Here is an 11,785-nt window from a genome sequence, read left to right on the forward strand (position 1 = left end):
CACAGTCGAGCGGGTTATCCCCATTCCACGGATCGAGCCCTCGGCGACGCCGGAACCGCGGAAGGGTTGAGCCATGAAACCGATCTCCACCGCGACAACCCTTCTGATTCCGCTGTTCTTCGCGCTCGGCATTGTGACCGCGCCGCCGGTCGGGGCCGAGACGCCTGCCGCGAAACCCGGGCTCGGGGCGTGCACTGGCTCCGTCTGCCTGCCGTCCCTGTCCGGCCTGCCGCGTCGCGCGCCGCTGCCCTTCCGGCATGCCGGACTCGGTGGCGGTGGGGACGACCGGCATGAGACGAGTTCCGTCTCCGGTAGCGACCTGTGCGCACCGCCCGCACCCCTCTGCGGGTCGTAGTCGACCCTCCCAGCGCGGCGCGAATGACCAGGTCGAATGCGATGCGGCGGCGGTCTTCTTCGGCGCTGGCTCTCGGCATCGCCGCAATCGTCGCGGCGGCGCCGACCGCGACAGCCCGACCCGAAGGGCGATTCGACTGGCCCCTGCAGCCGCGCCCCGCGGTGGTTCGGCACTTCGACAAACCCGCGCAGAACTGGCTACCGGGGCATCGCGGGGTCGATCTGGCAGGCGCCGAGGGGCAAGCTGTGCTCGCGGCGGGAGAGGGGATCGTCATTTTCGCCGGAACGGTGGCCGACAAGCCGGTCGTTTCCATCGAACACCGCGGCGGGCTGCGCACGACATACGAGCCCGTTCAAGCCGAAGTCCCCGTGGGAAGGCGCGTCGGACGAGGTACCCGGATCGGCACGCTGGAGTCCGGGCACCTGGGATGCGTGGCGGTGTGTCTGCACTGGGGAGCCCGCGTCGAAGGCGGTCCCCACCGCAACCGTGAGTATCTGGACCCCCTCGGGCTTCTGCGTCTCACTCCCCTGCGGCTCAAGCCGGTGCGCCCCGTGCCCGGCGTCGGATGATCCGCCGCGTCACAGCGCATCGGTCGGCGGCGTCGTCGCCTGGGACCGGCGTGTCGGCGGCACAAGATGGCCAGACTATGGGCCGTGGGGTGAAGATCAGGACATGGCGGATGGGCTGGAGCCGTTCACGTACTCCGAACTCGGCGCGACCCGGGGTGGGCCGCCGGAGGGCTATCACGGGTTACGGCTGCGGCGGCGCATCGGCCGGGGACGCGCGCTGTTCGAGCAGGCGGGGGCCCAAATTCTGGCTTACGGCGTGCAGAAGGGCACCGGGATCTTCCGATCCGCCGATACTCCGACGGCCGAGCTCGGCACCACCGTCACCGTGCGGCTCGGAGTCGGTCCGTTCGGGATCACCGCTCCGTGCCGCGTGGTGTACGTCCTCGACGAACCCGACCGACGGGGTTTCGCGTACGGCACCCTGCCCGGGCACCCGGCCTCCGGCGAAGAATTGTTCGCGGTCGAGTACGACTCCGCCGACGACATGGTGTACGGGCTGATCGTCGCGTTCTCCCGCCCAGCCACCTGGTACACCCGGCTCGGTGGACCCGTTATGCGGCTGACCCAGCGCTTCGTTGCGGGCCGATACCTCGCGACATTGCCGACGTCCGATTGAGCAATGCCGCAACGGCCGTATGTTCGGAATGACCCAAAACGGCTTCGTATCAGAACTTTTGATCAACCAGCAGGGCAGCGACGACGGGGCGATACTGTTCCGGTGACCGGCGAACCCGAAATGGCCGAGAGTCCTGTGAATTTCCCTGTGGACAGCGATCCGGCCTCGCCCATTTACAGCGAGGCACTCGACAGCCGTGCCGAGATCCAGGAGATCATCGAATCTTCTCGACTGATGGGCGTCGAGTCCCTTTCGTTCGACCAGATGATGACCTACATCACGGCGAAGCGCGAATACCAAGCCTCGGCCTATGCCGACACCGAGGCCGTCGACCGAGCTCGGCGCGATCATGAGCTGCAGGCGGAGTCGCGGCGCACCGAGCTGATCAAAGAAGAGGCGGAGGCGAAGAACAAGATCCTGGAGGCGCGCTACCGCGCAGGACTCGCCGCCGCGCTGGTGGCGGGCACGGTGGCCGGAGTCATGTTCGGCATCGTCAAAGGTCTGCCCGCACAGGAACTGACGCAATACCTTGCGCCGGTGTCGGGCCTCGCCGGGATCGTGGTCGGCTATTTCTTCGGCCGCGACGCGAGATGAGAAAAGCGCGAACTACGGTGTGACGATCGCGAAATCGGGGTCCGGGGCGTCGAAGATGTCGACCAGTTCGGCGAGCTTGGTGACGTCTCCCTCGATGACGATGTCGCCGGCGGCCGCCGCGACGCCGAAGTCGTCACCGGCCAGCAACACGCGGATCAGTGTTGCCTTGGCCAGCGTGAAGGTGGCATCGGCTTCCGGCAGGGACATGCCCGGAGCGACGTCGAAGTGGGTGAGGCGGCCGTTGCGCAACTCGAGCCGGTGGGTACGGTCCTGGTCGGTGAGGATCCAGTCCGTCACCAGGCGGTGATTCCACGCCTTCGGGCCGTCGACGCGCAACGCCAGGGCGTCGAAAATCTGGTCGATGGACAGCGCCGCCGCCATCGTGGGCGAATCGGTCTTGGTGGGCGTGCCGAACGAGCCGTAGCGCAGTTCGTAGGCGCCGCTGAGATAGAAGTTGCGCCACGTGGCGTTCTCCGCGCCGTAGCCCAGTTGCTCGAAGGTACTGGCCTGCAATTCTTTCGCGCCGTCGTTGTCCGGATCGGCGAATATGACGTAGTTGAGCACCTGCGCCACCCAGCGGTAGTCCCCGGCGTCGTAGGAGGCCCGCGCTTTGCGGAGCACTTCGTCCGCACCCCCCATGAATTCCACGTGCCGCCGAGCGGATTCGACCGGCGGATGCTCCCACAGATGTGCGGGGTTGCCGTCGAACCACCCCATGTAGCGCTGATAGACAGCCTTCACGTTGTGACTGACCGAGCCGTAGTACCCGCGCGCGTGCCAGGCCTCCTCGATGGCGGGCGGGAGGGCGACCAGCTCGGCGATCTCCGCGCCCACGTAGCCCTGGTTCAGCAGGCGGACGGTCTGGTCGTGCAGATACCCGTACAGATCCCGTTGCAGCGAGAGGAACTCCACCAGGCGGTCGGTGCCCCAGGTCGGCCAATGGTGCGAGGCGAAGACGACGTCGGAGTCACGGGCGAACAGGTTGATCGCCTCGGTCAGGTATTTCGCCCAGACATGCGCGTCACGCACCAGCGCGCCGCGCAACGTGAGCACGTTGTGCAGGGTGTGGGTCGCGTTCTCCGCCATGCACAGCGCGCGACGGTCGGGGAAGTGGAAATTCATCTCCGCGGGCGCTTCGGTGCCGGGCGTGAGCTGGAAGACCATCCGTATGCCGTCGATCGTCTTCTCTTCCCCGGTGGCGGTGATGTCGACGGTCGGGGGGACCAGCGTGACCGTGCCGACCGACGTGGTCTGGCCCAGCCCGGAGCCCACCGCGCCCAGCGGACCGCGCGGTAGCACGGCGCCGTACATATACCCCGCACGGCGCGCCATCGCCGTGCCCGCGTAGATGTTCTCCGCCACCGCGTGTTCCAGGAATCCGGCAGGCGCCAGCACCGGGCAGCGTCCCGTCTCGACCTCCTCGGCGGTGATGACGCCGCAGGCTCCGCCGAAATGGTCGGCGTGCGAATGCGTGTAGATCAGACCGGTCACCGGGCGGTCGCCACGATGCGCGCGGTAGAGCGCGAGACCGGCCGCGGCGGTCTCGACAGAGATCAGCGGATCGATCACGAGGACTCCGGTCTCGCCTTCGACCAGCGTCATATTGGAGATGTCGAAACCACGGATCTGATAGATGCCCGCGCAGACCTCGTACAACCCCTGTCGCACCGCGAGGCCGGACTGCCGCCACAGGCTCGGATGGACCGAGGGCGGGCAGGGTTCGCGCAGGAACGAATAGGAGTCGTTGTCCCAGACGACGGTTCCGTCTTCGGAGGTGACCACCCCGGGATCCAGCGCGGCGACGAAGCCTCGATCGGCGTCGGCCAGATCGGTCGTGTCGGCGAATGGCAGCGCGGCGGTCGCACGCTCGTGCTCCGCGACGATGAAGCCGCTCGGCTCGCTCGCTGTGCACATTGTCGTCCTCCTGTCGTCTCGGCCAACCTTGCTGGGCCGCCACCCGGTCAGGGCAGCGGTTCGAGAGAACCGGCCGCCGCGGCGGCCAGCGCGACCACGACCACGGCCGCGGCCGTCGCGGCGACGACGCGACCACCGTGGGCGTACCGGCCTCGGCGAAGACCGCGGTTGCGCAGATAACAAGCCCCCGTCAGCGCCGCCATCGCGATCGCGGCGCCGATGGGCGCGACCGCGGCCGCACGCCATCCGCTGCCGAGAGCCTGATGTAGGAACAGCGTGCCGACGACCATCGCCGATACGGCGGTGCGCCGCCACGCCAGTGCGGTGCGTTCGGCGGACAGATGTGGCGCGCTCACCGCAGCAGCACCGCCACCGCCGCCAGCACCGAGACGATCGCGATGCCCGCCGACAGGATCGGCACCAGCACCGTCTCCGGCAGCGGATCGCCGCGCCGCATGGCCACGCCGATGCGCCGCCAGTGCCCGTACGCGCCGATCGCGACGACCGCCGCCAAGACCAGGCAGCTGAGCGCGATCGCGCGCCGCAATCCCGCGATCCGGAACGACTGAACCAGCGTGTGCACCGCGACGCCACCGGCCAGCAGTCCGAGCGAGGTCCGCATCCAAGCCAAGAAGGTGCGCTCGTTGGCGAGCGTGAAGCGGTAGTCGAGCTCCTCCTCACCCTCTTCACCCTCGGCTGCGGGATTGGGCAGCGTCACGCCGCCTCGGTTCGGGTCGACCGACATCGGGCGTCCGACGACCTGCGCCTCGGGAGGCCGCCCCGCTCGCGCCGCACGGGTCTGCATGTCGTTGCGCCAGGCGGTGTTCCGATGCGCAGGAGGACGCCGGACTGCACGGTGGTCACGACACACCACGCTAGTGGGGATCGGGGAAGCTCGCGGCGCGCCATCACCGACGGCGGGAACGCGACCGACTCCGCTACGTGTCCTGAGAATCTTGTCCGGGCGAGCACGCTGACCATCGAGCGGTCCGGATGGCCGGCCGAAGACGCGAACGTTTCCGAAGAAGCCAGCAACCAAAGTTTCGGAGCGTATCCGGTACCGGAGATCACTTGCGCAAGCCACTCGCAGTCGTGAGATATCCGCTGTTCGAAGCGTCCTTCAGCGACGCAGGTCCGGTCGGCGACGATCACGGGCACACTCCATAACTGAGAGCGTTGGCAAACGATCCGCTAAGTCAGGCTAACCGCAGCCGCGCCGGACCGTCCACGTGCCCCACCCGCCCGTGACCGGGTGGTTATGCGGAGGGCACGTCAGATCGAGATCGCGTCTTCGAATGTCATCACCAGCCGCGAGACGGACGAGGACATCGACGCACGCCGCGGCAGGCCGAGCGACCGGAGTTCCGCGGCGATCGCATGGTCGCCCAGCGTCAGCTCCGCCCCGCCGAAACGCGCACGCATGCCGGAAGGCCGCATCTCCCAGCGCGTGCAGCGGGTGACACCGTCGACGTGCGAGTAGGCGTCGAACGAGGACCCCGCGGCGCGACCGTTCGGGGTCGCGAACCCCGGCCGCACCGTGAGATCGGCGATGAGCCGCCCGTCCTGGTGCAGCGCGCCACTGCGCGTCCGGCCGTCGTGATCAACGACGAATTCGGCGAGTTCCTTTGGAAAGCCCCAGATGCCACGCCCTGCGGCCAAAGTGAACTCGCCGTCCACCGGCAGCTTGTGGATGAACACGCCGGCCTGCCCGGTCACCAGCGCCCGCAGGTCGCCGATTCCGGAGGGCGCCCCCGCGGTGTGGTGGCGCACCATGAACGAGACGCCGAACTCGTTGTACGGACCCAGATCGCCGTCGACGTAGTCGACGAAGACCAGCGTGCACATCGCCCGCCCGCCCGGGAGCCGGAGAATCCCCAGGCCGGAGTAGTCGATGAGGCGCTGCGCCCGTTCAGCGGGCACCAGATAGGTGGCCATGAACGCGCGCGCGAGCCGGATGCGGACCGGCATGCGCACCTCTCGGCCGAGAACGGTGTGCGTGCTCACGTCGGACGCCTTTCTGCGCATCGGCGCTCGGGCGCGCCGCGTGGCCATGCGGGATCCGGTACCGGATCACGTATATAGAACACGTTTCAATCTATCGGCACAATACCGATAGGTAGCCCGTTTGAACCTGCCGAGAACCTGTTTCACGTTCGATCGGCGTCACCCATGGGAGATCCCGCCGCCCGCGACTCTTGCCCGGGTTCCCGCAGGTTGCGCAGGCGAGCTTCCAGGCCATCGAGGACGCAGAGCAAGCCGAAGTCGAACGCCATCGCACGCGCGGCCTCCTGGTCGGTCGGCACGGTCGCCCGATAGTCCGCGAGCATCTCGGGATAGTCGCCGGCCACGTCCTGCATCACGCGCAGCACGCCGTCGGCGTCGATCTCCATCCCCTCGGACACCTTGTCCCAGGCGATCTCCGGAATCACCTGACCTAAGACGAAACACATCACCGTGCCACTGGCCAGATAGATGTCCACACCGTGAAAACCCGCCCGGACGAACGCGCGGCGCAGCCGATCGCTCAAACGCAGCGAGTTGGGGCCGATGCTCGGCAGTTGCCCGACCAGCGACGCCATCCATGGATGCTCCCTGATGGACGCGCGCAAGTTGTAGGCGAAGGTGTTCAGCAGTTCACGCCAGGACGCCTCCTCGGGCTCCGGGGTCCGGACCAGACCCCAGAACTCGTCGAGCACCAATTCCAGCAACTCGTCCTTGTTGGAGACGTGCCAGTAGAGACTGGTCGCCCCCGCACCCAGTTTCGCGCCGAGCTTGCGCATGCTCAGCGACTCCAGCCCCTCGGCGTCGAGAATCTCGACGGCCGCCGCGATGATCTGCTCGCGGCGCAGCCCGGGCGATTTGGGCTGGCGCGGCTGCTTGGTCCATACCGACGCGAACTGCTTGGTCACAACACGATCTTATAATCGCTCGCACACTGTTCGAGTTTCTCGTACGCTGTGCGAGTGGAATCGAACATTGTGCGAGACCCCCGGCGCTGGTGGGTCCTGGGGGTTCTCTGTCTGTCCTTGCTGGTGCTGATGCTCGACAGCACCGTGCTGAATCTCGCCATCCCCTCGCTGATCCGGGAACTCGGCGCGACACCGTCGGATGTCCAGTGGATCCTGGACGCCTACGTGCTGGTCTTCGCCGGGCTCCTGCTCACCGCGGGCAGCTTGTCCGACCGCTTCGGCAGGCGACGAGCGCTGATCACCGGGCTTGCCATGTTCGGGACGGCCTCGCTGGCCGCCGTACTGGCGACCGAACCGTGGCAGGTCGTGGCCGCCCGCGTCGCGATGGGCGTCGGCGGGTCGCTGTTGATGCCGTCGACGCTGTCGATCCTGATGACCAGCTTCGCCGAGGACGAACGGCGCACGGCGATGGCGGCGTGGTCGACGGTCTCCATGGTCGGCATCGTCGCCGGTCCCACGCTGGGCGGCTTCCTGCTCCAGCACTACTGGTGGGGATCGGTCTTCCTGCTCAATATCCCGGTGGCGGTGCTCGCGATCATCGCGGCCGTCGTGCTGATGCCGGAGACCGCCGGTGAGCAGCGACCGGTCGATCTCGTCGGCGTCGTCCTGTCCGTCGTTGCGCTGAGCGCCACGGTCTACGTGATCATCGAACGGGAATGGAACTTCGGCGTGCTCGCGCTGGCCGCTGTCGCGGCGACCGCCTTCGTCATCTGGGAGAGCCGATCGGCACATCCGATGCTGCCGTTGGCGGTGTTCCGCAGCCGCGATTTCACCGGCACCTGTTTCACCCTGCTGCTGATGGTCTTCGGCATGGGTGCGGTCATGCTGATGCTCACTCAGTACTTGCAGTTCGTACTCGGCTACGGCCCGATGAAGGCCGGACTGGCGTTGCTCCCGTACGCCGTGGCCGCCGCGGTCTGCAACGGCCTCGGCGCGACGCTCGGCAAAACGCTGAGCAACAAGACACTCGTCGTGTCCGGCCTGCTCGTCATGGGAGTGGCCTTCGGCATCCTCGCGCTCGGCAGCGGATATCTCTGGGTGCTGGTCAGCATGCTGGTGATGGGTGTCGGCGGCGGCTTGGCGGGTCCGGCCGCCTACGCGGCCATCATGAGCGCCATTCCGCTGGAGCACGCCGGTGTCGGCTCCGCGATGAACGACACGATCCAGCAAGTCGGCATGGCGATCAGCATCGCCGTCCTCGGTAGCGTGCTGGCCGGTGTGTTCACCTCGAACATGCCCGCCGACGCGCCCGACGCGGCGCGTGAATCCATCGGCGCCGCCTTCCAACTCGGCTACGTCGAGCCCGCCAAGGACGCCTTCACCGCCGCCATGTCCACGGGCGCGTGGATCAGCGCCGGATTCAGCATCGCCGCCGCCGTGCTCGGCGCGGTGCTGCTGCGCGCCCGGCGTCCGCAACCGGCCGAGCAGCCGGACCCCGCTCCGGTCGCGCACGGCTGATCGTTTCGGCGGGCCGCGCCGGGCAGGTGAGATCACCGTCCGGCGCGGCGCCGCCTGATTCGACGGCCACATTCGGTTCGCGCAGAATAGCGATTCCGATGTCTTCTCGCCTCCTCCGGTATGAATGATTCCGACCCGGAGGCTGATGGCCTCTCGCGCTTGCTCCGAGCAGAGTTGGTTGTGTGTTCACACTGAGGCCTTCAACAAACGAGGGCTGGTGAAGCAATCAACCACTGGAGACATCATGATCACGAACAAAATGCGCGTAACGGCGGCGGCAGTAGCGCTCGCACCGATCATCGCCCTCGGGTCAGGTTTCGCTTCCGCAGCCCCGGACGTAGCACCGGGACCGGTGCAAGTGGCGGATCATCCCGTACCTGTTCAGGTCGAGCCCGCGACACTGGGCCTGATTTGGCCGCTGGGCATTTTCTGCGCTCCTCTGTTGCTGCTTCCGCCGGTGGCCAACGCGGTTGCCGTGGCCGTTTGCGCTGCCTGATCGCGTTTCGTCATAAGCCCGTCCAACACGAGTGCGCCTCGGGCATGACCCGAGGCGCATCACCTCTGTTTCCCACCCCGATGAAGAAATTCGTTTCGAGCCGTATCCCTGCCGTGAACATCTGGGAATCGACGGTGACGCACGGATAAGTGCGGTTGAATTACCGGATGACCAAGTTCAGGAAACTCGTGGGCGCCGTGGCCGCATTCGCCGCGATGACAGCGCCGTTCGGAGCACCTGGGACCGCGCAGGCCGCGACGCCATCCGTTCTGGGTGGCGGCTCCGGCATCGTCGTCGGCGGTCAGAACATCTGCACTCTGACCACGATCGGACGCGACTCCGGTGGTCGGCTGGTCGGGTTCACCGCGGGGCATTGCGGTGGGGCGAATGCCGCCATCGTCTCGGAGAACGATCGCGACGCAGGCACCCTCGGCACCATCGTCTACGCCAACAACGACATGGACTATGCCGTCATCGAATTCGATCCGGGGAAGGTGACGCCGGTCAACCAAGTGGGCGGAACCACCATCACCGGCCTGGGCGGGCCGGCGCGATTCCCGGACACCGTCTGCAAGGAAGGCAGGACGACCGGCCGGACCTGCGGGCCTGCCTACGGCGATATGTTGACGGGCGGCAATTCGACGTGGAGCCAAACATGTGTCGCCGAGGGAGATTCGGGCGCTCCGCTCGTCGTCGGAACCACGCTCGTCGGCATGGTCAACGGTTACCTGGCGGTGCCGTGCCTCGGACCGGAACTCGGCGCCGACATCACCGCGGTCGTCGCGGACGTGAATGCACGCGGCGGGGCAGGTTCCGGTTTTCAGCCGATCTGATCGGATTTCATTTCCGCACCATGCGGGGCCTTACCTCTCCTGGTCGGTGACGATGCCGAATTCGATAGCGCGCTCGACCAGGAACAGCCTCTTCTGGTTCGGGGGTAAGGCTTCGACCTGGAATATCCGGAACAGCGCCCGCATATGCGTCTTCACCGTGGACAGACTCAGGCACAAATTGTCCGCGATCTGCCGGTTGGAGGCGGGGTACGAGTACGCGTCGCGCGCGTCGTACGGGTGGCACAGCGCCTCGAGAACCACATACTGGGCCGGGGTAAGGGAGTTTCGGGTCGGCAGTGGTGAATGGGCGAGAGTCATTTCCTCGTCGAAGGACTCGTCGGCCCGCAAGACGAACACCGATCGACCCACGCGAATCATGTCGCCGGAACCGAGTTTCCGCCGACCGCCCACACGTTCGCCATTGACGAATGTCCCATTCTTGGACAATCCGTCGTCGACGATGGTCCAGCATCCGCCCACCCGCTCGAGAATGGCGTGCAGCCGGGACACGGTCGGGTCGGAAGTCACGACGATATCGGCGGCGACGGAGCGCCCGATCGTCATCCTGGACGCGCCGCCGTTGAGGGAGATCTCCCGCGCCCCGTCCGGTGCGGCGGGCCGCGGCGAGGCGGAAGCGATGGCCGAGCGGCGCCACGCGGACTGCCCCACCAGTGGGTGCAGTTCGCGACGCAGGGCCTCCGGTCCGCTGGACGTAGACATCGCTCGTCTTCCCACTCGAAGTACGCCGTGAACTGCGGGCACTGATTCGCTACCTCAAGGGTGCCCTTTCTCAACGCCGATCACATGCGTATTCGACTACTTCTCTGCGCGAGCGAGGCAGTACCGGACCGCAGCGCACGACAATGAACGGAAAACCAACCGATCGGTCTGAATAACGCTGCCTCCAGCGTGGGGCAGTAAGAATGGTCGAGATGAGCGTCAGCATTCGACCGCGCACCGAGGGTGACCTCGACGCCTGCGCCGCGGCACTGCGGCACGTCCACGACAACGATCGGTATCCGGACGTGTGGCCTGCGGACCCGGCAGGCTGGCTGTCGCCGCCCAAACTCCTCGCGGCCCTTGTCGCCGAACACGACGGAGCGGTGGTCGGGCACGCCGGACTCGGCACGGGCGGCGGAATGCCGGAGGTCGTGCGCGAATCGGTCCCCGCGGAGCCTGTCGTCTCGGTGATCCGGCTGTATGTCGTCCCGGCCGCGCGCCGGGTGGGAGTGGGTTCGCAGTTGCTGACCGCGGCTGCGCGCATGGCCGCGAGTCGGGGCCACCGTGCTGTACTCACCGTGGCCTCCGACAGTGCGGCGGCGATAGCGATGTACGAGCGGCACGGTTGGCGGCAGGTGCACAGCGGGCCCGGCGGTTGGCATACCGCGGATGGACAAGAGGCGCGGGTGCGTTACTACGTCAGCCCATGACAGGTCGCGGATGTTGTCGCTTGTCCGCGAACTCCCTTTATCCGGGAAATCGCGGCCTGCGACTATGCCGGGTGTCGTAGTGGCGGCGCGCGCCCACCTGGGCGGAACCGGCGACCGCACTGCGACGATGTGGGTTCAGCAGTGGCGACGAGCCCAATGGATGCGGCGCACTCGATAAAGCCCACACGGCCTCCCACGCACACGCGCCGGCAGGCTGAGGCAACTGGCCCCGCCCACACTCGCACACAGTCCAGCAGGCCCAGAGCACCGGCCGCCCACACTCTGGCAGGCCCACACACGGGCCGCCCACACACGGGCCGCGCCTCCCTCACGCACACTCTCCAGCAGGCCCACGCACGAACTGCCGCCCTCACATACTCCAGCACGCCAAGGGCACCAGCCGCCCACACTCGCACACGCTCCGGCAGGGCAAGGCACGGACCGCCGCCCTCAGACTGAACCGTCCTGGATCCGGTGGAGACCCGAGTTCAGGCCACCTCGGCCGAGATGGTCTGTTGATGGTAGATGTGTTCGTATTCGACCGGTGGCCG

General features: G+C 67.1%; 14 protein-coding genes. 8 read left to right on the top strand and 6 right to left on the bottom strand.

Going from position 1 to position 11,785, the window contains the following annotated elements; translation table 11 throughout:
• The first annotated feature begins 73 nt into the window (after positions 1–73).
• From ACWEO7_RS31360 to ACWEO7_RS31375, 4 genes are all read left to right on the top strand, one after another.
• Positions 74–355, top strand: coding sequence for a hypothetical protein (locus ACWEO7_RS31360; protein ID WP_452428577.1), 282 nt, complete (start codon positions 74–76; stop codon positions 353–355).
• A 23-nt stretch (positions 356–378) separates the two neighbouring features.
• Positions 379–924 (top strand): M23 family metallopeptidase, encoded by a 546-nt coding sequence (locus tag ACWEO7_RS31365; RefSeq protein WP_452428579.1) that lies wholly within the window; start codon positions 379–381, stop codon positions 922–924.
• A gap of 103 nt (positions 925–1,027) precedes the next feature.
• Positions 1,028–1,540 (top strand): DUF1990 family protein, encoded by a 513-nt coding sequence (locus tag ACWEO7_RS31370; protein WP_452428581.1) that lies wholly within the window; start codon positions 1,028–1,030, stop codon positions 1,538–1,540.
• Between the two features lie 102 nt (positions 1,541–1,642).
• A complete protein-coding gene (locus ACWEO7_RS31375) occupies positions 1,643–2,134 on the top strand; it encodes a hypothetical protein (protein WP_452428583.1) in 492 nt (163 codons plus the stop codon).
• A 12-nt stretch (positions 2,135–2,146) separates the two neighbouring features.
• Here the strand turns inward: ACWEO7_RS31375 and ACWEO7_RS31380 are convergent, their stop codons facing one another.
• From ACWEO7_RS31380 to ACWEO7_RS31400, 5 genes are all read right to left on the bottom strand, one after another.
• Positions 2,147–4,048, bottom strand: coding sequence for an alkyl/aryl-sulfatase (locus ACWEO7_RS31380; RefSeq protein WP_452428585.1), 1,902 nt, complete (start codon positions 4,046–4,048; stop codon positions 2,147–2,149).
• 47 nt (positions 4,049–4,095) lie between these two features.
• Positions 4,096–4,404, bottom strand: coding sequence for a DUF202 domain-containing protein (locus ACWEO7_RS31385; RefSeq protein ID WP_450018215.1), 309 nt, complete (start codon positions 4,402–4,404; stop codon positions 4,096–4,098).
• Positions 4,401–4,793, bottom strand: coding sequence for a YidH family protein (locus tag ACWEO7_RS31390; RefSeq protein ID WP_452428587.1), 393 nt, complete (start codon positions 4,791–4,793; stop codon positions 4,401–4,403). The genes ACWEO7_RS31385 and ACWEO7_RS31390 overlap by 4 nt, the downstream gene beginning before the upstream one ends.
• A gap of 527 nt (positions 4,794–5,320) precedes the next feature.
• A complete protein-coding gene (locus ACWEO7_RS31395) occupies positions 5,321–6,052 on the bottom strand; it encodes an acetoacetate decarboxylase family protein (protein WP_452428588.1) in 732 nt (243 codons plus the stop codon).
• A gap of 143 nt (positions 6,053–6,195) precedes the next feature.
• Complete coding sequence (locus ACWEO7_RS31400; RefSeq protein WP_452428590.1) at positions 6,196–6,957, bottom strand: TetR/AcrR family transcriptional regulator; 762 nt, start codon at positions 6,955–6,957, stop codon at positions 6,196–6,198.
• A 54-nt stretch (positions 6,958–7,011) separates the two neighbouring features.
• Here ACWEO7_RS31400 and ACWEO7_RS31405 point away from each other — a divergent pair, with 54 nt between their 5' ends.
• The 3 genes from ACWEO7_RS31405 (at position 7,012) to ACWEO7_RS31415 (ending at position 9,804) form a co-directional block, all read left to right on the top strand.
• A complete protein-coding gene (locus tag ACWEO7_RS31405) occupies positions 7,012–8,475 on the top strand; it encodes an MFS transporter (protein ID WP_452428592.1) in 1,464 nt (487 codons plus the stop codon).
• 217 nt (positions 8,476–8,692) lie between these two features.
• Positions 8,693–8,971 carry a hypothetical protein gene (locus ACWEO7_RS31410; protein ID WP_379251464.1) on the top strand — a complete coding sequence of 93 codons (279 nt, stop codon included), beginning with the start codon at positions 8,693–8,695 and terminating at the stop codon, positions 8,969–8,971.
• 167 nt (positions 8,972–9,138) lie between these two features.
• A complete protein-coding gene (locus ACWEO7_RS31415) occupies positions 9,139–9,804 on the top strand; it encodes a serine protease (RefSeq protein ID WP_452428594.1) in 666 nt (221 codons plus the stop codon).
• A 30-nt stretch (positions 9,805–9,834) separates the two neighbouring features.
• On the opposite strand, the gene ACWEO7_RS31420 is transcribed toward ACWEO7_RS31415, so the two are convergent.
• Entirely contained in the window at positions 9,835–10,524 is a 690-nt protein-coding gene (locus tag ACWEO7_RS31420; protein WP_452428596.1) for an FHA domain-containing protein, read from the bottom strand.
• A gap of 212 nt (positions 10,525–10,736) precedes the next feature.
• On the opposite strand from ACWEO7_RS31420, the gene ACWEO7_RS31425 reads away from it, so the two are divergent.
• A complete protein-coding gene (locus ACWEO7_RS31425; RefSeq protein ID WP_452428598.1) occupies positions 10,737–11,234 on the top strand; it encodes an N-acetyltransferase family protein in 498 nt (165 codons plus the stop codon).
• The last annotated feature ends 551 nt before the right edge of the window (positions 11,235–11,785 follow it).

The organism is Nocardia sp. NPDC004260, assembly GCF_053603155.1.